General features: G+C 71.9%; 19 protein-coding genes. 8 read left to right on the top strand and 11 right to left on the bottom strand.

Annotated elements, in window-relative coordinates; all coding sequences use genetic code 11:
- Positions 1 to 48 precede the first annotated feature (48 nt).
- Positions 49 to 747: a ribonuclease H gene (locus ACFYW9_RS31535; protein WP_389157515.1), complete on the bottom strand. Its 699-nt coding sequence runs from the start codon at positions 745 to 747 to the stop codon at positions 49 to 51.
- 89 nt (positions 748 to 836) lie between these two features.
- Positions 837 to 1,634: a VOC family protein gene (locus tag ACFYW9_RS31530; protein WP_389157512.1), complete on the bottom strand. Its 798-nt coding sequence runs from the start codon at positions 1,632 to 1,634 to the stop codon at positions 837 to 839.
- 140 nt (positions 1,635 to 1,774) lie between these two features.
- Between ACFYW9_RS31530 and ACFYW9_RS31525 the strand changes: the two genes are divergently transcribed.
- Together ACFYW9_RS31525 and ACFYW9_RS31520 are read left to right on the top strand one after the other, a co-directional pair.
- On the top strand, positions 1,775 to 2,791 hold the full coding sequence (locus ACFYW9_RS31525) for a zinc-binding alcohol dehydrogenase family protein (RefSeq protein ID WP_389157615.1): 1,017 nt from the start codon (positions 1,775 to 1,777) through the stop codon (positions 2,789 to 2,791).
- Between the two features lie 61 nt (positions 2,792 to 2,852).
- Positions 2,853 to 4,076 carry a PP2C family protein-serine/threonine phosphatase gene (locus tag ACFYW9_RS31520; protein WP_389157509.1) on the top strand — a complete coding sequence of 408 codons (1,224 nt, stop codon included), beginning with the start codon at positions 2,853 to 2,855 and terminating at the stop codon, positions 4,074 to 4,076.
- A gap of 163 nt (positions 4,077 to 4,239) precedes the next feature.
- Here the strand turns inward: ACFYW9_RS31520 and ACFYW9_RS31515 are convergent, their stop codons facing one another.
- Complete coding sequence (locus ACFYW9_RS31515; protein WP_389157506.1) at positions 4,240 to 4,722, bottom strand: VOC family protein; 483 nt, start codon at positions 4,720 to 4,722, stop codon at positions 4,240 to 4,242.
- 220 nt (positions 4,723 to 4,942) lie between these two features.
- Between ACFYW9_RS31515 and ACFYW9_RS31510 the strand changes: the two genes are divergently transcribed.
- The 3 genes from ACFYW9_RS31510 (at position 4,943) to ACFYW9_RS31500 (ending at position 7,649) form a co-directional block, all read left to right on the top strand.
- Complete coding sequence (locus ACFYW9_RS31510) at positions 4,943 to 6,139, top strand: epoxide hydrolase family protein (RefSeq protein WP_389157503.1); 1,197 nt, start codon at positions 4,943 to 4,945, stop codon at positions 6,137 to 6,139.
- 252 nt (positions 6,140 to 6,391) lie between these two features.
- A complete protein-coding gene (locus ACFYW9_RS31505; RefSeq protein ID WP_389157500.1) occupies positions 6,392 to 7,045 on the top strand; it encodes an ATP-dependent Clp protease proteolytic subunit in 654 nt (217 codons plus the stop codon).
- Between the two features lies 1 nt (position 7,046).
- A complete protein-coding gene (locus ACFYW9_RS31500; protein WP_328456163.1) occupies positions 7,047 to 7,649 on the top strand; it encodes an ATP-dependent Clp protease proteolytic subunit in 603 nt (200 codons plus the stop codon).
- 25 nt (positions 7,650 to 7,674) lie between these two features.
- Here the strand turns inward: ACFYW9_RS31500 and ACFYW9_RS31495 are convergent, their stop codons facing one another.
- Both ACFYW9_RS31495 and ACFYW9_RS31490 read right to left on the bottom strand, forming a co-directional pair.
- Positions 7,675 to 8,151: a helix-turn-helix domain-containing protein gene (locus ACFYW9_RS31495; RefSeq protein WP_351871264.1), complete on the bottom strand. Its 477-nt coding sequence runs from the start codon at positions 8,149 to 8,151 to the stop codon at positions 7,675 to 7,677.
- Positions 8,152 to 8,235: 84 nt separating this feature from the next.
- Positions 8,236 to 9,537: a DUF6777 domain-containing protein gene (locus ACFYW9_RS31490; protein WP_389157496.1), complete on the bottom strand. Its 1,302-nt coding sequence runs from the start codon at positions 9,535 to 9,537 to the stop codon at positions 8,236 to 8,238.
- Positions 9,538 to 9,699: 162 nt separating this feature from the next.
- On the opposite strand from ACFYW9_RS31490, the gene ACFYW9_RS31485 reads away from it, so the two are divergent.
- The gene (locus ACFYW9_RS31485) at positions 9,700 to 10,998 is read left to right on the top strand and encodes a streptophobe family protein (protein WP_389157493.1); all 1,299 of its coding nucleotides are present in this window, start codon (positions 9,700 to 9,702) and stop codon (positions 10,996 to 10,998) included.
- Positions 10,999 to 11,060: 62 nt separating this feature from the next.
- On the opposite strand, the gene ACFYW9_RS31480 is transcribed toward ACFYW9_RS31485, so the two are convergent.
- The 5 genes from ACFYW9_RS31480 to mgrA form a co-directional block, all read right to left on the bottom strand.
- Complete coding sequence (locus ACFYW9_RS31480) at positions 11,061 to 12,059, bottom strand: serine/threonine-protein kinase (RefSeq protein ID WP_389157490.1); 999 nt, start codon at positions 12,057 to 12,059, stop codon at positions 11,061 to 11,063.
- A 34-nt stretch (positions 12,060 to 12,093) separates the two neighbouring features.
- On the bottom strand, positions 12,094 to 12,918 hold the full coding sequence (locus ACFYW9_RS31475) for a hypothetical protein (RefSeq protein WP_389157487.1): 825 nt from the start codon (positions 12,916 to 12,918) through the stop codon (positions 12,094 to 12,096).
- A 6-nt stretch (positions 12,919 to 12,924) separates the two neighbouring features.
- Entirely contained in the window at positions 12,925 to 15,267 is a 2,343-nt protein-coding gene (locus ACFYW9_RS31470) for an FHA domain-containing protein (protein WP_389157484.1), read from the bottom strand.
- Between the two features lie 68 nt (positions 15,268 to 15,335).
- On the bottom strand, positions 15,336 to 15,746 hold the full coding sequence (locus tag ACFYW9_RS31465; protein ID WP_351871246.1) for a hypothetical protein: 411 nt from the start codon (positions 15,744 to 15,746) through the stop codon (positions 15,336 to 15,338).
- 282 nt (positions 15,747 to 16,028) lie between these two features.
- A complete protein-coding gene (mgrA, locus tag ACFYW9_RS31460) occupies positions 16,029 to 17,021 on the bottom strand; it encodes an L-glyceraldehyde 3-phosphate reductase (protein ID WP_389157480.1) in 993 nt (330 codons plus the stop codon).
- A 149-nt stretch (positions 17,022 to 17,170) separates the two neighbouring features.
- Here mgrA and ACFYW9_RS31455 point away from each other — a divergent pair, with 149 nt between their 5' ends.
- Together ACFYW9_RS31455 and ACFYW9_RS31450 are read left to right on the top strand one after the other, a co-directional pair.
- Complete coding sequence (locus ACFYW9_RS31455; RefSeq protein ID WP_389157477.1) at positions 17,171 to 18,064, top strand: LysR family transcriptional regulator; 894 nt, start codon at positions 17,171 to 17,173, stop codon at positions 18,062 to 18,064.
- 108 nt (positions 18,065 to 18,172) lie between these two features.
- Positions 18,173 to 18,682 carry a DUF664 domain-containing protein gene (locus ACFYW9_RS31450; protein ID WP_389157474.1) on the top strand — a complete coding sequence of 170 codons (510 nt, stop codon included), beginning with the start codon at positions 18,173 to 18,175 and terminating at the stop codon, positions 18,680 to 18,682.
- A 28-nt stretch (positions 18,683 to 18,710) separates the two neighbouring features.
- Here ACFYW9_RS31450 and ACFYW9_RS31445 read toward each other — a convergent pair whose 3' ends face one another.
- On the bottom strand, positions 18,711 to 19,775 hold the full coding sequence (locus ACFYW9_RS31445; protein WP_389157471.1) for an adenosine deaminase: 1,065 nt from the start codon (positions 19,773 to 19,775) through the stop codon (positions 18,711 to 18,713).
- Positions 19,776 to 19,820: the final 45 nt, after the last annotated feature.

Raw genomic sequence — 19,820 nt, 5'->3', positions numbered from 1 at the left:
CGCGGCGCGGGCGCGAGCGAGCGCCCGCGGCGCGGGGAACGCCGGGGCTCAGGCTCCGCCCTGCGCCTCGCTCCGGCACTCCGGGTGGCCCCAGCCCTGGGCGTTCTTGGCGATGGGCTCGCCCGCGGCATAGGAACGACCGCACACACAACGGCCGTTGAACTTGGCCTTGATGGTGCGGCTCGACGCGCCCGGCCGGGACGTCTTGGCCGCGGGACGGCGGCGGGAGGCTACCGGGGTGTCGGGGGAGGCGGGCGGCTCCGGGGACCCGAGGTCGCTGCCCGCGGCCTGCTGCACCACCGCGGCCTGGCTGGCGGCACGGTCGGCGAAGTCGTTCAGGCGGTCGCCGTCGACCTGATGGGCGGGGACGTAACGGAACTCCACCGTACGTCCGGTGAGGAGTTCGTCGATCCGGGCGACCAGTTCCTGGTTGGCCACGGGCTTGCCCGCGGCCGTCTTCCAGCCCTTGCGCTTCCAGCCCGGCAGCCAGGTCGTGACGGCCTTCATCGCGTACTGGGAGTCCATCCGGATCTCCAGCGGCACATCGGCGGTCACGGCCGTCAACAGGCGTTCCAGCGCCGTCAGTTCGGCGACGTTGTTCGTCGCCGTGCCCAGCGGTCCCGCCTCCCAGCGGGTGGGGGTCTCGTCCCCGTCGGCGACGACCCAGGCCCATCCGGCCGGTCCCGGGTTTCCCTTCGAAGCCCCGTCACAGGCGGCAACAACACGTTCAGGCATGGCCCCGATCATGCCACGCCCCGGCGGGGACCCCGCGCACGGAGTGGTGCGGGGTGGCGCCGCCCCGCCGGTGACCGGCGGGCGGCGGTCACGGACGAGCGTCAGGACACGTCCGTCATCCCGGGCATCTCGCCCTGGGTCGTCTTCATGTCGATGACGGAGAACGACGCGCCCTGCGGGTCGCTCAGGGCGGCGAACCGGCCGAAGGGGCTGTCCATCGGCCCGAAGCGCAGGACCGCGCCGCGCGCCGTCGCCCTGGACACCGCCTCGTCGCAGTTCTCGACGGCGAAGTAGACGTTGACGTACGACGGAACCTCGGGCGGGAAGTCGTCCGTCATCTTCATCCGGCCGAGCACGGGGTTCCCGTCGATGTTGAAGACGCGGAAGTCGACGGCGTCGTCCTGCACCTGCTGGGCGGTGAAGGGGAAGACGGCCGGGAAGAACGTGTCGGACTTCTCCGGCTCACGGGTGAAGACCTCGGCCCAGGCGTACGAGCCGGGCTCGCCGATCGACTCGAAGCCCTCGTGGACGCCCGCCTGCCAGACGCCGAAGACGGCCCCGCCGGGGTCCCGGGCCAGCGCCATCGTGCCGAACTCGCCGACCTGCATCGGCTCCATCAGCACCTCGCCGCCCTGGCTCCTGATCTTCTCGGCGGTCGCCGCGGTGTCGGGTGAGGCGAAGTACAGACACCAGGCGGACTGGCCCTCCTGCCCCGGCATCGGCGGTACGACGGCGGCCACCGCCTTGCCGCCGGAGTAGGCCTGTGTGTAGTTCCCGTACTCCGAGGACGACTCGCCGAACGTCCAGCCGAGCACGTCCCCGTAGAAGCTCTTGGCCCCTTCGACATCGCTGAACATCGCGTCCGCCCAGCAGGGCGTTCCTTCAGGCTGTACGGCCATGACCCGACCTTCTCCTGTTCGGTGAACGATTGCGCTGTTCACGCTAGCCAGCCTTCACCGGGGCCGCGCGCCGAACCGCGGGCCCCGCAGGACACTGGAGGCGGGCCGGTCCGGCCGTCGACGGGACGGGGCACGGGATGATGCGGGCATGGGAAGTGGTCCGGCCGGGGCCGGTCGAGGGGGACCCGCTGCGCCTCGCCGAGCGACCGGTGCCGGTGCCCGGCCCCGACGAGCTCCTGGTCCACGTCCGCGCCTGCGGGGTGTGCCGCACCGACCTGCACGTCACCGAGGGCGACCTGCCCGTACACCGCCCCGGCGTGACACCGGGCCACGAGGCCGTCGGTGTGGTGGCGGCGACCGGCGGCGCGGTGAGCGGCTTCGCCCCCGGCGACCGGGTGGGGGTCGCCTGGCTGCGCCGTACGGACGGCACCTGCGGGTACTGCCTGCGCGGGTCCGAGAACCTCTGCCCGGCGTCCGAGTACACCGGCTGGGACGCCGACGGCGGTTACGCGGAATACACGACCGTACCGGCCGCCTTCGCCTACCGGCTGCCCGACGGGGTGGACGACGTCGCCCTGGCCCCTCTGCTGTGCGCGGGCATCATCGGCTACCGGGCCCTGCGCCGGGCCGCGCTGCCGCCGGGCGGGCGGCTCGGCCTGTACGGCTTCGGCGGCAGCGCCCACCTCTGCGCGCAGCTCGCGCTCGCCGAGGGCGCCACCGTGCACGTACTGACCCGCGATCCGGCCGCGCGACGGCTGGCGCTCGGCCTGGGGGCCGCGTCCGCCGGCGGGGCGTACGACGTGCCGCCCGAGCCGCTGGACAGCGCGATCCTCTTCGCGCCGGCCGGTGATCTGGTGCCGGTCGCCCTGCGCGCACTCGACCGGGGCGGTGTCCTGTCCGTCGCCGGCATCCATCTGAGCGACATCCCGCCGCTGCGCTACGAGAGCGACCTGTTCCAGGAGAAGGAACTGCGCAGCGTCACCGCCAACACGCGTGAGGACGGCAGGGACTTCCTGGCACTCGCGGCCCGCCACGGCATCCGCGCCACGACGCACGCCTATCCCCTGGAGGAAGCGCCGCGGGCGCTGCGCGACCTCAAGGCGGGCCGATTCGACGGCGCGGCGGTGCTGGTGAACGACCGCCCGCCGCGGAACTGAGCGTGCGGGCGGACCACCCCCGTGCGTGGATGGACCCAGGGGGTGCTGCGGTGGAGGTGTGATGGCGGGCCGGGGCAAGGACGGGACGGCGGGTGCGGGGATGCCGTCCGACGCCTCGGAGGACGCCGTCGAGTCGATCGGTACGACGCTCGACGAACACACGACCTGCGAGGAACTCGTCACGTTCGTGTGCCGGCGCCTGTGCGAGACCGCCGCGGTGGACCTGCTGTCCAAGGACGTGGCGGCCGGCCGCCGCACTTCGGACCCGGAGTTCACCCGCGTCGCCGAGGGCGGCCGCACCCGGCTGCTCACCCCGTTGGAGGGCCGGCGCCCGCTGTCGGTCCGGGCGCTCGACGAGGGCCGTCCGATCGCCGCCTCGATCGACCTGTCCGGCCGGACACCCCGGCAGGTCATGGCCGTACCGCTCCTCGCGCACGGACACCGGTACGGGGTGCTGCTCGCCGTCCGGCAGGGCGCGCCGTTCACCGGCGCCGACGTGGCGGGCGCCCACCACGCGGCGCGGCTCGCGGCCGTGCACCTCGGCCACTCCCGCGAGCACGCGGCCCTCCGCGGCACGGTCCTGGACCTCCAGCGGGCACTGCTCGCCGCACCGGGCCGGCCGCATCCGAACCTCGACCTCGCCACCCGCTATCTGCCCGCGGGCGGCGGTTCCCTGGTGGGCGGGGACTGGTTCGAGACCGTACGGCTGCACTTCGGGCGCACCCTGCTGGTCGTCGGCGACGTGATGGGGCACGGCCTGGACGCCGCGGTGGACATGAACGCGTACCGTTCGATGCTGCGCTACGTCGCCTCCACGGATCTTCCGCCCCACCGGGTGCTGCGCCGTCTGGACACCGCGGTCGCCGAGGACGGCAGCCGACGCCCGGCCACCTGTCTGCTCGTGCGGGTCGACCCGGCGCGCGGGATCGCGGTGATCGCGGGTGCCGGGCATCTGCCGCCGGTGGTGTTCGCCGGTGACGGCTCGGGCGAACTGCTGCCGCTGCCGGTGGGTCCGCCGCTGGGCACGGGGGTGGGCGGCTACCAGCAGGTGGTCCGCAGGCTCTCCCCGGACGACACCCTGGTGATGTTCACCGACGGTCTCGTCGAGCGCCGCGACGAGGACATCGACGAGTCGCTGGGACGGCTGGCCTCGCTGCGGCTTCCACCGGGTGCCGGGGTCGACGCCCTGCTCGACGAGGTGCTGGTCGCGCTCGACGCCCGGCACGCGGAGGACGACGTGGCGGTGCTGGCGGCCCGGATCCGCCCGCGCGACCACCCTGCCTGAGGCGCCCCGGCACCCGCCGTCTGCCGCCTGTCGCCCGTCGCCTGTCGCTGTCCCTCGTCACACGCCTTGCGCCCTTTGCGTCACTTGCACCCCTTGCGCCCGGCGTCCCCGTCCTCCGGCCGGGACAGGCTCCCTGTCCCGGCCGGAGGGCGGCGGCCGTCGGTCACTCCCCCGCGTGCGCCCTTTCCAGGGCCGCCATGTCCAGCTTGGTCATCTTGTACATCGCCTGGGCCGTGCGGGCGGCCTTCTCCGTGTCCGCGTCGCCGAGCAGCTCGATGAGCCCGTCGGGGACGATCTGCCAGGACAGTCCGTACTTGTCCTTCAGCCAGCCGCAGGGACCCGCCTCGCCCCCGTCCTCGATGAACTTGTCCCAGTAGTGGTCCACCTCCTCCTGGCCGTAGCAGTGGATCTGGAACGAGATCGCCTCGTCGAACGTGAACTGCGGGCCTCCGTTGACCGCGACGAACTTCTGGCCGTTGGCCGTGAACTCCACGGCCAGCACGGAACCGGGGGTCCCGGGCCCGGCCTCGGTGTAGCGGCCCACCCGGCCGAGCCGGGAGTTCTTGAAGATCGAGACGTAGTAGTGGGCGGCCTCCTCGGCCTGACCGTCGAACCACAGACAGGTGGTGAAACCGTCGGCGGGCATGTGTACCTCCTCGGGCGGAAATCGTCGTCACCTCTGTCGACCGATCCTCGTCCGAAAACTCATCGGCCGCGCGCGCACGACCTCACCCGCGACGACCCGGGACCGCCCGGTGCGCGCCCCTTCACCCGCCTCGGCCATGACCACCGGAGGTCGGCGCGGCCCCCGGTACCGCGGAAAACCCGTGCCGGGCGAGCCGGGCGCGGAGTTAGCATCCCCGGACATGAATCCCACCGACTCCCCCGGCGTCCATCCCTTCCGTGTCGACTTCCCGCAGAGCGACATCGACGACCTGCACCGCCGTCTCGACGCCACCCGCTGGCCCGACGAACTGCCCGGAGTGGGCTGGGCCTACGGAGTCCCGAAGGACTACCTCCAGGATCTCGTCCACCACTGGCGGCACGCCTACGACTGGCGCGCGGCCGAGGAACGCCTCAACGCGTGGCCGCAGTTCACCACCGAGATCGACGGCGCGCGCGTGCACTTCGCGCACATCCGCTCGCCGGAACCCCACGCGACCCCGCTGGTCATGACGCACGGCTGGCCCGGGTCCATCGTCGAATTCACCGATGTCGTGGGGCCGTTGACCGATCCGCGCGCGTACGGCGGCGATCCGGCCGACGCCTTTCACCTGGTCGTGCCGAGCATCCCGGGCTTCGGGCTCTCGGGACCGACACGGGACACCGGCTGGGAGTTCACCCGGGTGGCCGCGGCGTTCGCCGTCCTGATGGAGCGCCTCGGCTACCGGCGATACGGCGCACAGGGCGGGGACTGGGGCGGGGCCGTCTCGCGCGAGCTGGGGAGGGCGCACCCCGACCGGGTGACCGGCGTCCACCTCAACCTGCTGCCCGGGTCGTCCGCCGTCACCGAGCCGACCGCCCTGGAACTGGCCGAGCTGACCCCGTACGAGCGCGAGCGCACCCTCGACTCCTGGCGGCGGAGCCGGGAATGGAACCGCGAGGAGGCGGGATACGCCGCGCTCCAGTCCACCCGGCCGCAGACCCTCGCGTACGCCCTCACGGACTCCCCGGTCGGTCAACTCGCCTGGATCGCGGAGAAGTTCAGGCAGTGGACGGACTCGCGGGACCGTCCCGAGGAGGCCGTCGACCGGGATCTGATGCTGACCAACGTGATGCTGTACTGGCTGACCGGAACGGCCGGTTCGTCCGCGCGGATCTACTACGAGCGGGCCCACGCCGCCTACTGGGGCACACCGCCCCAGCCGTCGACCGCTCCGACGGCCCTCGCCGTCTTCCCCGAGGAGAACTTCGTCGCGCTGCGCCATGTCGCGGAACGCACCGACACCATCGTCCGCTGGACCGAGTTCGACCGGGGCGGACACTTCGCCGCGATGGAGGAGCCGGATCTGCTGGTCACGGACATCCGGGCGTTCTTCCGCCAACTCCGCGCGACCACCTGAGGAACGGTGCCGGTCCTCCGCCGGCCCGCCTCCCGACTGCCGCCACCGCCACCGTCGCCGCCACCGCCACCGTCGCCGTCGCAGTCGCCGTCGCCGTCGCAGTCGGCGGGGAGTCCGCGGGAACACTCCGGGGCGCTTTCCGGCTCTGCCGACGGCGAATCTGCCACGGGCCGAGAAATCCGCTCCGGCACCGCCGCCGGACCGAGAGTGGAGTCAGCGGCGACACCCGCCGCGTCACGGCAAGGAGGAACCATGACTCCCCTCATCACCGGCCGGTATCCGGACCGCATGCCGCGGGCCGAGGAGGGCGACACCCCGGCGACCCGCTACGACGACCATCTGGCCGCGCAGTTGCTGGCCCAGCGGATCGTCTTCCTGGGCACCCAGGTCGACGAGGTCTCCGCGAACCGGGTGTGCGCCCAGCTGCTCCTGCTGTCCGCCGAGGACGCGCGCACCGACATCAGCCTCTACATCAACAGTCCGGGTGGTTCGGTGACCGCCGGGCTCGCCATCTACGACACCATGCGGCTGATCCCCAACGACGTCTCCACGCTCGCGATGGGATTCGCCGCGAGCATGGGACAGTTCCTGCTCAGCGTGGGCACCCGCGGCAAGCGCTTCGCCCTGCCGAACGCGCGGATCATGATGCACCAGCCGTCCGCGGGCATCGGCGGCACCACCGCCGACATCGAGATCCAGGCGCAGAACCACGAGTTCACCAAGCGGGCCATCGAACGGATCACCGCGGAGCACACCGGCCAGAGCGAGGAGACGATCTCCAGGGACGGTGACCGCGACCGCTGGTTCACGGCGGAGCAGGCCAGGGAGTACGGCATGGTGGACCGGGTCGTGGAGTCGCTCGACGATGTCCGCCCGGCCGCGTCACGGCGACGGACGGGACTCTGACATGGGTACGTACACGATCCCGAACGTCGTCGAGCGGACCCCGCAGGGCGAGCGGTCGTACGACGTCTTCAGCCGGCTGCTCTCCGAGCGGATCATCTTCCTCGGCACGGAGATCGACGACGGTGTCGCCAACGTCGTCATCGCGCAACTCCTCCATCTGGAGTCGTCGAGCCCGGAGAGCGAGATCGCGATCTACATCAACTCGCCCGGGGGATCGTTCACTTCGCTGATGGCCATCTACGACACGATGACCTTCGTCCAGGCGCCCATCTCGACGTTCTGCGTCGGGCAGGCGGCCTCCACCGCCGCGGTGCTGCTCGCCGGAGGTGATCCCGGGCGGCGATTCGTCCTGGAACACGCCCGCGTGCTGCTCGGCCAGCCGGCCAGCGGCGGCCGTCAGGGCACGGTGTCGGACCTCAGCCTCCAGGCCAAGGAGATGCTGCGGATCCGCTCGCAGGTCGAGGAGGTCCTGTCCCGGCACACCCACCACGACGTCGCCACGCTGCGCGCGGACATGGACCGCGACAAGATCTTCACCGCGCAGGAAGCCGTGGAGTACGGGCTCGCGGACGAGATCCTCAGCCGCCGGCTCGCCGTGGTCTGACCTCGGCGAGCCGGCGGGCACGGCGTCAGGCGGCGAGGCACATCCCGTCGTACCGCGAGGCCGAGGACGGGGTGGACGCGGAGCGACCCCGGACGGACTCGGACCGGGTGTGCCGGGTCAGCTCGCGCTGGGCCAGCGACAGCAGGTCGGTCAGACCGAGACCGAGGGCGCGCGCGGCCGCGGCGAGGACCTCGGAGGAGGCCTCCTTACGGCCGCGTTCCACCTCGGAGAGGTAGGGCATGGAGATCCGGGCCGCGTCGGCCACGTCCTTGAGCGTGCGTTCCTGGGCCAGGCGCTCGCGCCTCAGGACGTCGCCGACCAGGTCGCGCCACAGCGGCTCCTTGGCCGCGGGAGCGGGAGCCGCGGGTCCCCGGAGCGGCGCGAGCGCCGGCGGCCGCGGTGCTCGGCCCGGGGCACCGGCCGGCGGCGCTGCCCGGGAAGGCCCTCCCGCCGCCGGGCGCAGGGGAATGACGCGGGCTTCGTTCGTCACGTGGTCGCTCACCCCTTCAGCCTAGAAGCCCGGGGCCGTACGGGAAGGGACCGGCGTTCCGCTCTCGGTGAAGCCGGGGCGCGTCGCCCCGGACCCTCAGCCGCCGTCGCCCGAGGCGGGAGAGGAACCGGGCGCCTCCGGCGACTGTTCGCCGGACGACGAGCCGGACGCCGGGGCCGACTCCGTCACGGGCGGCGGGGGCTCGCTGGAAGGACTCTCCGGTTCCACCGAGGACGGCGCGGAGGAGGACGGTTCGGAGGAGGACGGTTCGGAGGAGGACGACGGGGACGAACTCTCGGACGACGGCGAGGCCGAGGTCGACGGGGACTCGGAACCCGAGTCACTGACCGAGGGCGAGGGCTTCACCGGGGGGTGCGTCTTCTTGTCCTTGTCCACGTCGTCGCCCCGGTGCCGCTCGATCCACTCGTTGCTCTCGGGGTCGTAGAGCACGAACACCTTGATGACCGTCGTCGACGGCGCGACGGCCACGGAGTTCTGCGGACGGTACGACGGCCACGGGTCGCCCGTCGTCTTGATATTGCCCTTCTGCGGTACCGGTTCGAGCAGCGGGTTGCCGCAGGCACAGCGCACCCGGGGCACACCGCGGGAGTCCACGAGAACGGCGGTGCCCGCCTGGAGGACCGCCTGGTAGCTGGTGGGGGCGCCGTTGCGGTAGCCGTGGTTGGTGACACGGGTGTCCAGGCGCAGTTGTACGGGGGTCAGGGAGCGCAGGTACGTGGGGACCGTGTTCGGCTGGATGCCCTCGACCGAGGCGAAGGCCTTGTTCTTCGCGGGGTCCGCCTTCAGAGCGCTGATCTGCTTCTCGACGTCGCAGCTCGACACGTTGCGGGTGCCGCCGTAGAGGCCGGGCGCGCTGCCGCTGTAGGTGCCGCCCCTGGTGGCCGGCGCCGACGCCGACGATGCCGATGCGGAGGGCGTCTCCGACTCGATGGAACTGTCGTTGGCGGTCGACTCGGTGAACGCGTCGGGCCCCGATTTGCCCGCGGGCTGCGCGAACACCTCGCTGCTGGCGTTCTTGGCCCCGCCGCCGCTGTTGGTGAAGACCAGTCCGAGGATCACCGCCGCCGCCACGACACCGGTGATCAGCGCGACCCGCGGCGCCGACCGCCACCAGGGCCGTTCGGGTCCCCCACCCGGCTGCCCGGCGGTGGATCCACCGCCGGGCCCCTCGGGGCCCGAGCCACCGCCACCCGTACCGCCCCCTCCCGTACCACCGCTTCCCGGTCCACCGGCTCCGTCGCCCGCTCCGGAAGCACCGCTGGGCGGTCCCGCGGGCGGAAGGTTGACGGGCTGGGTGGGGCTCGGCTGCGACGGGCCCGACAGCGGGCCCGAAGGTGGTCCTGTGGGGCGGCCGGAGGATGGCGGTTCGACGCTCACAAGCTCTTCTCCCGATGGAGGGATGCGGTGGCACCGAGGTGCTTTTGTACTGTTTTCCTACATAACGAAACCATTGTGTGCCCCGGTCCGCCGATGCCCGCAAGCCGACGCGGCCGGCTCTCCCGAGGGGCGGACGGTGTCGGTGCTGCTTAGCGTGGCAGCGTGAGTCCCCAGACACCGTCCGCCCAGCCGGCCCACAGCAGCGGTACAGGTCCGGCCGCCCGTCACGGCTGGCTCCAGGCCCTCGCGGCCGTACTGGCCGGTCTGGTCCTGATGGCCGTGGTCGCCGCTCTCGGCCTGTGGGCCTCCGGGGCCACCGACCTCCCCGACAACGCCTATCCGCGGGTGGTCGCGGCCACCCTGGTCACGGCGGTCGGCGGGACCATCGAGTTCACCGGCGACGCGGGAGCCATCGCCGAGACGAAGGCGGGCCTCACGGTGATCCCGCTGTCGGTGACCCTGACCGGGGCGCTGGTGCTCGGGGCGGGATTCCTGCGGCCGCTGCGGCACCGCGCCGTCGCCGGAGCGGCGGAGCTGGCCGGCTGGGCCGGACGGCTCGCCGTCCTGTGGCTGCTCGTCCTGATCGGGCTGGCGCTCGCGGCCCGCCAGAACTTCACCATCGACCTCGGGGACGGCACCATCGGCGCCATCGGCGACCTGTTCGGCGCAACGCCCGAGGTGGGTTTCAAGACCGCCATGGCACCGACGCTGGTTCTCGGGGTGCTGTGGCTCGCCGGCGTCTTCGTGATCGCGCTGCTGGTCTCACGCGGTGCGCCGCTCCCGGCCCGGCTGCTGCGCTTCCAGGAATCGGTACGGCCGGCCGCGTACGCCATGGTGATCCTGCTGCTCGCCTGCGTGGGCCTCGGCGTGGTCATCGGACTGGTCGTGGCGGCGACCCGCGGGCATCCGGCCGAGACCTTCGCCGTGATGCTCCTCGGTCTTCCCAATGTCGTCTGGCTCGCGTTCACCATCGGGCTGGGCGCCACCTGGAACGGACGGGTGGACGGGCCTTTCGGACTGCCGATGCCGCACGTTCTCGACGAGGTGCTGCGCACTCCGGACGTGTCCGCGCTCAACCTCGACTCCCTCGCCGACTACGACGGCAGGATCTGGTGGCTGGTGGTCGTCGACGCCGTACTGCTGCTCGGGGCGGCGTTCCTGATGGCGGCCCGCTCACCGGCCCGGACGCGGGCCTGGCAGCACGCCGTCCGCATGGCGGTCGCGCTGGCGCTGACGGTGCTCATGATCTGCCTGCTGGGCCGGATCTCGGCGCACTACGGCCTGTCGATCCTCGGCCTCGGTGACATCGGCGGAGGCCTGAAGGGGGAGCTCTTCCTGAAGCCCCAGGTGTGGGGAGCCCTCGGCCTCGCCGTGCTGTGGGGGCTGGTCACCGGTTTCCTGGGCGCCCTTCTGGCCAAGAGCGTCCGGCGCAAGGGCGAGGTCGAGTCCGTCGACCGATGACCGATACCGCCTGCTGACGGCTGACGGCTGACGGCTGACGGCTGACGGCTGACGGTGGTGCCTCAGCCCCGGAACACCGGCCGGGCCCAGACGGGCGGCTGCGGCACGGGCCCCGGGCCGCCCGACGCCACCTCGGCCTCCGTGCTCGACCCGGTGCCGCTCCCGGTCACCGGGCCGCGTGCGGCGACCCGCAGCGCGCTGACGAAGGCCAGGCACGAGTCGTACCGGTCGTCGGGGCTCTTGGCGAGCGCCTTCGCGAGGACCGCGTCGACCGCCTCCGGGATGTCGGGGCGATGCGTGGTCAGGGCCGGCGGCTGGTCGTACTGGTGGGCCCACAGCAGCGCCATGTCGTCGTCGCGCCGGAAGGGCGGACGGCCGGCCATCGTCTCGTAGACGACACAGCCGAGGCTGTAGACGTCGCAGCGGCCGTCGACCGGCTTGCCGGAGATCTGCTCCGGCGCCACGTAGTCGAGGGTGCCGACGAACTGTCCGACGCTCGTGAACCCGGTCAGCGACAGGGACTTCTTGGTCAGTCCGAAGTCCGTGAGATAGACGTGTTCGGGGTGGTCGCTGTCGGTGCCCTGGGCCACCAGGATGTTGCCGGGTTTCACGTCCCGGTGCACCAGACCGTGATCGTGGGCCGCGTCGAGCGCGGAGGCGACCTGGATGCCGATCCGGGCGGCCACGGTGACCGTCAGCGGACCCTCACGGTCGAGAAGATGGCGCAGGTCGCGTCCGGCCACGTAACGCATGGCGATGTAGAGGACGCCGTCCGTCTCGCCCGCCTCGAACACGGGCACGATGTGCGGGTGGTCGATCGCGGCGGCCACCCGTGACTCGTGGGTGAAGCGGCCGCGGAAGGTGTCGTTCCGGGCGAGTTCCGGGGCGAGCAGTTTGAGGGCGACCGTGCGGTCCAGACGCAGGTCCTTGGCCTGGTAGACGACGGCCATCCCGCCGCGGCCGATCTCCCGCTCGATCCGGTAGCCCGCGATCTGCCGTCCGATCAGGTCGGAGGGCCGCCCCGAGAACGGGCTGGTGTCCCGCCCGGACGTCTCGTCCATCAGCCGTCGCCCCGTTCCCGCCCCGCGCCGTGCATCAGTCCCGGCTCCCGTCGTTGTCGTCGTCGCCGTCGCCGTCGCCGTCACTGTCGAAAGTCACCAGGCGGGTGGGCTCGTGTCCGCCGGGAGGCCCGCCCCGTGGCCCGCTGGGGGGCCCGCCGGGGGCGGGCTCCCGCACGATCCGCGTCGGCTCCGCCTGGCGCTCGCGCGCCGTGCCCGGCCCCTGCGACCGGTCCCGCTCCGGCCACCGGCCGGAACCCTGCGGTCGGCCGGGTTCCTGCGACCGGTCGCGCTCCGGACCCCGATCCTGCTCCGGCCCCCGGTCCCGAGACGGTTCCTGTTCCCGGGGCCGGTGAGCACTCTCGCGTCGCGCGGTCGAGGGGGTTCGCTCGACCGCGAAGGTGCTCAGCCGCGTCCCGTCGCAGTACACCCATCGCTCGTGCTCGCCGTCGTACAGCCACAGCGACTCGCCGTCGACGACCACACCGATCCGGCTGCCCATCGTCCGGGCGCGGAAGTTCTCGGCCTCGAGCTGCCCGGACGCCAGGTCCTCGGCCGCCTGCCGGTAGTCGGTGAGCGCCTGCTCGACGCGGGCCAGCAGCGGGCGCGGATCGGCCGTGCGGGCGAGCGGACGGGTCGCCGCCGGCGGTACCTGCGGTACGGCGATCAACAGGCGGCCGTCGACCCAGGCCGACCAGCCGTTCGCGCACACGATCCGCCCCCAGTCGCCGAGCCGGTCGACGAGTTCGACCGGCAGGAGCGCGTCCAGGGGAACGGTGGGCCGGGACGGGTCGGGCGACTCCCAGGCGGGCAGCCCGTCCTGCGGAACGACATGCGTCGGGCGGAAGCCGGGGGTCGTCATCGGCGGCTACTTCCGCATGACCGCGGGCTCGTGCCGTCGCAGCAGCCGGGCGACCAGCCAGCCGAAGACGACGGAGAGCACCACGAGCATGCCCATGTTGATGAGCCACGCACTGGTCGAGTGCCGGAACATCGGATCGCCGGTCAGGTCGCCGGGCACGATCCGGGCGAGGCCGATGGTCCCCGCCATCGCGCCCAGGGCCCAGCGGGAGGGCACGAGCCAGGAGAGCTGCTCCAGGCCGGGCACACCGTGCAGCTTCAGCAGGGCGCCGCAGAACACCACCTGGACGATGGCCAGCAGCACCAGCAGCGGCATCGTCACCTCCTCCTTGCGCACCACGGCGGAGACGAGGAGGCCGAGCATCATCGCGGTGAAGGCGAGCAGGGCCACCGCCAGCGTGATCTCCAGGAGGGGCGGCATCAGGACGCCTTCGCCCCCGGGGGCGTTGAGGTCGACGCCGAACAGGCCGACGAGGGTGAGCACGACGGCCTGGAGCACGGTGATGGTGCCGAGGACGACGACCTTGGACATCAGGTACGCCGATCTGGACAGGCCGACGGCCCGTTCTCGCTGGTAGATCGTCCGTTCCTTGACGAGTTCGCGCACGGCGTTGGCCGCGCCGGTCAGCACGCCGCCGACACACAGGATGAGCAGCGCGTTCATCGCCGTCTCCTGGGTCAGCTTGCCGCCCGCCAGCGCCCGCGCCATCGCGCCCATCACGAACGGCAGGGCGATCATGATGGCGAGGAAGGTCCGGTCGGCCCCGAGCGCGGCCGCGTAGCGGCGGACCAGGGTACGGAGCTGGGAGCCCCAGCTCTGGGCCTTCGGCGGCGGTCCGACGAGCGCTCCGGTGGCCGCGTCCGGCACCTTCGGTTGCGAGGTCGACTTGTCGATGTACTGACCATGGAACGGCGAGTCCTTGTACTCCCCCGCCCAGTCACGGTCCGTGTCGCGCTCGAAGGCCTCGAACGCCTCGGGCCACTGCCGATAGCCGAAGAAGGCCAGCGTGTCGTCGGGCGGCCCGTAATAGGCCACCTTGCCGCCGGGTGCGAGGACCAGGAGCCGGTCGCAGACGTCCAGGCTGAGCACGCTGTGGGTGACCACGATGACGGTTCGGCCGTCGTCGGCGAGGCCGCGCAGCATGTGCATCACCGAGCGGTCCATGCCCGGGTCGAGTCCGGAGGTCGGTTCGTCGAGGAAGAGCAGGGACGGCTTGGTGAGCAGTTCCAGGGCCACGCTGACGCGCTTTCGCTGTCCGCCGGACAGACTGTGGATGGGCTGGTCGGCACGTTGGCCCAGGCCGAGTTCACCGATCACCTCGTCCACCCGCGCCAAACGCTCCTCCTTGGCCGTGTCCTGCGGGAAGCGCAGTTCGGCGGCGTAGGTCAGCGCCCGGCGGACGGTCAGCTGGGCGTGCAGGATGTCGTCCTGCGGGACGAGGCCGATGCGCTGGCGCAGCTCGGCGTAGTCGCGGTAGAGGTCACGGCCGTCGTAGAGCACCGTGCCGTGGTCGGCGGGCCGCTGTCCGGTGAGCGCGTTCAGGAGCGTGGACTTGCCGGCGCCGCTCGGGCCGACGACGGCGAGCAGACATTTCTCGCCGACGGGAAACGACACCTGGTCCAGGAGCGTCTTGCGGCCCTTGTCCACCTCGACGGTGAGGTTCTGCACGTCGAGGGAGACCTCGCCGCTGTCGACGTACTCCTGCAGCTGGTCGCCGACGAGACAGAACGCGGAGTGCCCGATGCCGACGATGTCACCGGGTGTGATCGGGGCGCGCTCGACGGGCTGTCCGTTGAGGAACGTGCCGTTGTGGCTGCCGAGGTCGACGATCTCGTACGTCCCGTCGGGCCGGGCCTGCAGTTCGGCGTGGTTCCGGGAGACGATCAGGTCGTCGATGACGAGGTCGTTGTCGGCGCCACGGCCGATGCGGACGGTGCGGGAGGGCAGCGGCCGTACGGTGGTCGGCTGTCTGAACGTGCTGGTGGCGGCCGGCATGGAGACGGCCGAGGGGCGCTCCGCGGGGGGCGGCGGGCGGCTGACGAGGACGGCGCGCGGGCCGTCGGCGGGACTGCCGAAGCGGATCACGCTGCCGGGTCCGACGCCCCATTCGTGGACGCGCCGGCCGTCGGCGTACGTGCCGTTCGTGCTGTTCTCGTCCTCGAGCGTCCAGTGATCGGCGTGGGGCCGCAGCACCGCGTGGTGCCACGAGACCCGGACGTCGTCGATCACGACGTCGCACAGCGGATCGCGCCCGACGTGGTAATCGTGGTTCGGACTCATCACCGTCGAGCCCGTCTCGGTTTCGAGGACGAGCTCGGGTGCAGTCGCCGCGAGCGGCCTCTCTGCCATGCCTGAATTCTAACGATCTGCCCGCATAAGCGCCTGATCTGCGTTCGCCGACCGGGGCCCGCGAACGGTCAGGCGGCGGAGGTTCCGAGGACCGTGGCGGTGCGGTGCATGCGCAGCGCGTCCACCGATTCCGCGAGCAGTTCGTACTCGGTGGTGTCGTCGCTGGTGGAGACGCGGACGAGTTTGCCCGCGGCCAACTCCTCGGCGACCAGCTCCTGTTGCCCCGAGTCGCCACACCAGGCGCGCAGCATCGTCGGGACGTCGGGAACGCCGTCCCCCACCGGGGCGATCGAGTTGGGCGGAAAGGCGGGATCCTCGGGCTGCGGATCGAGCCGTTCGGCCATCCAGGCCGCACGGTCCCGCATCCACCACAGGGCCAGCGCGAGGGTCGGCGCGCGATAGGTGCCGAGGGGTACGCCGACGCGCTGACCGCCGCACATGCCGTACGCGGTGACATGGCACAGGAATTCGTCGTGCACGATCTTCCCCCATTGGCGTCGCTCGTCGCCGGTCCGGCCTCACTTTCCCTGCGGCTCATGGGCGATGCTCCGTGCAATTGCACAGGCATGGCTGAATTGCCCTACTGATTGAGTATCGTCACTACTGACACACTGTCACCACGTGAATTCAGCCAGTCTCTTGGCATATTCATCACCACGGTTGGCCGAAACGGCATCGACAGCTTTCGAGGAGTTCCCCGACGCGGTCACACGTCGGGGAACTCGGCGTACACCCGCGGGCGCGCCCCGCGCTCCAGGCCCCTACGCCCTGACCACCGCGTCGATCCGGGTGAGTTCGTCCTCGGTGAAGTCCAGGTTGGCGACGGCCTCGACGCTGTCCTCCAACTGCCGCGGGCTGCTGGCGCCGACCAGGGCAGAGGTGACCCGGCCGCCGCGCAGCACCCACGCCAGCGCGAGCTGGGCCAGCGACTGGCCACGGGACTTGGCGATCTCGTCGAGGGTCCGCAGCCGGCCCACGAGATCCTCGGTGACCGTGTCCGCGCTCAGGAACGGGCTGCCGCTCGCGGCCCGCGAGTCCTCCGGGATGCCGTCGAGGTAGCGGCCGGTGAGCAGGCCCTGCTCCAGCGGCGAGTACGCGATGGAACCCACCTGGAGTTCGTCGAGCGCGTCCAGCAGCCCCTCGTCCTCGGGGCGGCGGTCGAGCATCGAGTAGCGCGGCTGGTGGATGAGCAGCGGGGTGCCCAGCTCGGCCAGGATCCGGGCGGCCTCACGGGTCTGCTCCGCCGAATAGTTCGAGACGCCGACGTACAGCGCCTTGCCCTGCTGGACCGCCGAGTGCAGGGCTCCCATCGTCTCCTCCAGCGGAGTCTCCGGGTCGGGGCGGTGCGAGTAGAAGATGTCGACGTATTCGAGGCCCATCCGGCCCAGGCTCTGGTCGAGCGAGGACAGCAGATACTTGCGCGAGCCCCATTCGCCGTACGGGCCCGGCCACATCAGATAGCCGGCCTTGGTCGAGACGACCAGCTCGTCGCGGTGGTGCGCGAAATCCGCCTTCAGGGCGTCACCGAGGGCGGACTCGGCCGCGCCGGGCGGCGGGCCGTAGTTGTTGGCCAGGTCGAAGTGGGTGACACCGAGGTCGAAGGCGCGGCGCAGGATCGCGCGCTGCACGTCCACGGGCCGGTCGGGGCCGAAGTTGTGCCACAGACCGAGCGACAGCGCGGGAAGCTTCAGGCCGCTGCGTCCTGTGCGTCGGTAGGGCATGTCCGCGTAACGGTCGGGGTGCGGGGTGTACAACGCGTACTCCTGAGAGGCCGGGGAAACAGGCTGCCTCCACTCTCGCGCGCCCCGCGGGCAGCGGTCCAACGGAAGGACCGGATGACATTGAGCGATCCCGCTTCTCAATCGGTCCGGGCGCCCGTCGCCGGCGCCTACCCTTGCCTCTCATGGAACTGCGTCATCTTCAGCACTTCGTCGCCGTCGCCGAGGACCGGCACTTCACCCGGGCGGCGGAGCGGCTCATGGTGTCGCAGTCGGGTCTCTCCTCCTCGATCAGAGCGCTGGAGCGGGAGCTTCGAGCGCCTTTGTTCGTCCGTACGACCCGCCGGGTCACCCTCACGGAGGCCGGCCGCGCCCTGTTCGTCGAGGCGGAACGGATCCTCGCCCAGGTGCGGTCGGCGCACGACGCCGTGGCCGCCGTCCAGGGGGTGCTGCGCGGCACTCTGTCCCTCGGCACCGAACAGTGCATCGCGGGCGTGCACTGCGCCCGGCTGCTCGCCGCGTTCCGGCGGCGCCATCCGGACGTGGAGATCCGGCTGCGCCAGGCGGGTTCCGAGGCACTGGCGGAGGAGGTCGCGGCGGGCCGTCTCGACCTGGCCTTCGCCGTGCGCACCCGCGCCGATGCCGAGCATCTGCGGTCGGTCCCGCTGGCCAGTGAGCCGATGACCGTGCTCTGCCACGCCGAGCACCCGCTGGCGACCGCCGCCGTGGTCACGCCCGAGGAACTCGGCGGGGAGGCCTTCGTCGACTTCCACCCCGACTGGGGTCCGCGGCGCACCACCGACGCGGCCTTCGCTGCGGCGGGTGTGCGGCGGACGGTGGCCCTGGAGGTCAACGACGTCCACAGCCTGCTGGAGCTCGTCCACGAGGGCCTCGGCGTCGCCGTCGTACCACGCCATTTCGGTCACAAGCCGGAGGCCCGCGATCTCACCGCGCTGCCTTTCAAGGGCGTCTCGGAGGGCTCGTACGAGACGGTCGCGATGCTGCCCCCGGCGGAGGCCACGAGCCCGGCGGCGCGGGCCCTGATGGCCCTGCTCGACGCCTCTCAGGAAGGTGCCTGAACCGTCCGGGACGCGCGGCGACGGCGGGGAGGCGGCGTGCCCGGCACCGTTTCGGACACCCGGGCGGTTCCGGACGCAGGGACGGGCGCGATGGGCGATGGTGGTTCCATGCTTGCGAAGGACATCCTCATCGACGGCTTCGGCCGCATCCGGGAAGAAGTCCATGCCGCTGTCGACGGGCTCGCGCCCGAGGCCCTCAACGCCCGCCCCGCCGAGACGGCGAACTCGATCTCCTGGCTGGTCTGGCACCTCACCCGGGTCCAGGACGACCATGTCGCCGACGCGGCCGGGACGGAGCAGGTGTGGCTCACCGAGGACTGGTCGAAGCGCTTCGGGCTCGACCTGCCGCGCGGCGACACCGGGTACGGCCACACGTCCGGGCAGGTCGCCCGGGTCCGGGTGGAGTCGGGCGACCTGCTGCTCGGCTACTACGACGCCGTCCACGAACGGACCCTCGCCTACGTCGGCGGGCTGGCCGCCCCCGACTTCGAGCGCGTCGTGGACGAACGCTGGGACCCGCCGGTCACCCTGGGCGTACGCCTGGTCAGCGTCCTGTCCGACGATCTCCAGCACGTCGGACAGGCCGCCTACGTACGCGGACTGGTTCAGCAGCCGTAGCCGGGACGCACGACGTCCTCGGACCGGTTCAGCAGCCGTAGCCGGGAAGCACGACGTCCTCGATGAGGGCCCTGCGCTCATCGAACGGGATGAACGCGCTCTTGACCGCGTTCACGGTGACGGTGCGCAGGTCCTCGATGCCCCAGCCCGCCTCCTCCACGAGCAGCGACATCTCCCGGGTCATCGTCGTCCCCGACACCAGACGGTTGTCGGTGTTGAGGGTGACGCGGAAGCCCAGGTCGCGCAGGGCGGTGATGGGGTGCTCGGCGATGGACTTCGCCGCGCCGGTCTGGAGGTTGGAGGTCGGGCACATCTCCAGGGCGATGCGGCGGTCGCGCACCCAGCCGGCGAGGCGGCCGAGCTTGCCGTCCACGATGTCCTCGGTGATGCGGACGCCGTGGCCGATGCGCTGGGCGCCGCAGACCTGGAGCGCCTGGTGGATGCTGGGCAGACCGTGCGCCTCGCCGGCGTGGATGGTGAACGGGACGCTCTCGCGGCGCAGGTGCTCGAAGGCGGCCAGGTGGTCGGCGGGCGGGAAGCCGTCCTCGGCGCCCGCGATGTCGAAGCCGACGACTCCGGCGTCCCGGAACGCCACCGCGAGGTCGGCGGTCTCGCGGGTCCGGTCGAACATCCGCATGCCGCACAGCAGGGTGCCGACGCGCACCGGGGTGCCCGCGGCGGCCGCCTTGGCCATACCGGCGGCGAGGCCCTCCTGCACGGCCTCGACGACCTCGGGCAGGGTCAGCCCGCCGTTGACCATGAGCTCGGGCGCGTAGCGCACCTCGCCGTAGACGACACCGTCCTCGGCGAGGTCGAGGACGTACTCCTCGGCCGTGCGGAGCAGGCCCTCGCGGGACTGCATCACGGCGAGGGTGTGCTCGAACGTGGCTATGTAGCGGACCAGGTCGCCGGAGTTGGCGGCCTCGTAGTACCAGGCGGCCAGTTCCCGCGGGTCCGTGGTGGGCAGGGTGTGGCCGACGGTCTCCGCGAGCTCGACCAGGGTGGCCGGGCGGAGGCCACCGTCGAGGTGGTCGTGCAGGACCGCCTTGGGCAGGCGGCGGATCGTGTCGATGTCGATGCGGGGCGCGGTCATGTGCGGTGTTCCTCGGGAGGTCGTTCGGATCGGGAGGGTGCGGAG

This window comes from Streptomyces sp. NPDC002698, from assembly GCF_042888945.1.
GTDB lineage: Bacteria > Actinomycetota > Actinomycetes > Streptomycetales > Streptomycetaceae > Streptomyces.
This window is presented reverse-complemented; position numbering and strand designations above follow the sequence as displayed.

Excerpts from the sequence above, each read along its gene's own strand:
- ACFYW9_RS31470 (WP_389157484.1), bottom strand. The coding sequence starts at position 15,267 with ATGGCAGAGAGGCCGCTCGCGGCGACTGCACCCGAGCTCGTCCTCGAA.
- ACFYW9_RS31480 (WP_389157490.1), bottom strand. The coding sequence starts at position 12,059 with ATGGACGAGACGTCCGGGCGGGACACCAGCCCGTTCTCGGGGCGGCCC.
- ACFYW9_RS31500 (WP_328456163.1), top strand. The coding sequence starts at position 7,047 with ATGGGTACGTACACGATCCCGAACGTCGTCGAGCGGACCCCGCAGGGC.
- ACFYW9_RS31525 (WP_389157615.1), top strand. The coding sequence starts at position 1,775 with ATGCGGGCATGGGAAGTGGTCCGGCCGGGGCCGGTCGAGGGGGACCCG.
- ACFYW9_RS31535 (WP_389157515.1), bottom strand. The coding sequence starts at position 747 with ATGATCGGGGCCATGCCTGAACGTGTTGTTGCCGCCTGTGACGGGGCT.
- ACFYW9_RS31455 (WP_389157477.1), top strand. The coding sequence starts at position 17,171 with ATGGAACTGCGTCATCTTCAGCACTTCGTCGCCGTCGCCGAGGACCGG.
- ACFYW9_RS31505 (WP_389157500.1), top strand. The coding sequence starts at position 6,392 with ATGACTCCCCTCATCACCGGCCGGTATCCGGACCGCATGCCGCGGGCC.
- ACFYW9_RS31530 (WP_389157512.1), bottom strand. The coding sequence starts at position 1,634 with ATGGCCGTACAGCCTGAAGGAACGCCCTGCTGGGCGGACGCGATGTTC.
- ACFYW9_RS31445 (WP_389157471.1), bottom strand. The coding sequence starts at position 19,775 with ATGACCGCGCCCCGCATCGACATCGACACGATCCGCCGCCTGCCCAAG.
- ACFYW9_RS31450 (WP_389157474.1), top strand. The coding sequence starts at position 18,173 with ATGCTTGCGAAGGACATCCTCATCGACGGCTTCGGCCGCATCCGGGAA.
- ACFYW9_RS31510 (WP_389157503.1), top strand. The coding sequence starts at position 4,943 with ATGAATCCCACCGACTCCCCCGGCGTCCATCCCTTCCGTGTCGACTTC.
- ACFYW9_RS31475 (WP_389157487.1), bottom strand. The coding sequence starts at position 12,918 with ATGACGACCCCCGGCTTCCGCCCGACGCATGTCGTTCCGCAGGACGGG.
- ACFYW9_RS31520 (WP_389157509.1), top strand. The coding sequence starts at position 2,853 with ATGGCGGGCCGGGGCAAGGACGGGACGGCGGGTGCGGGGATGCCGTCC.
- ACFYW9_RS31515 (WP_389157506.1), bottom strand. The coding sequence starts at position 4,722 with ATGCCCGCCGACGGTTTCACCACCTGTCTGTGGTTCGACGGTCAGGCC.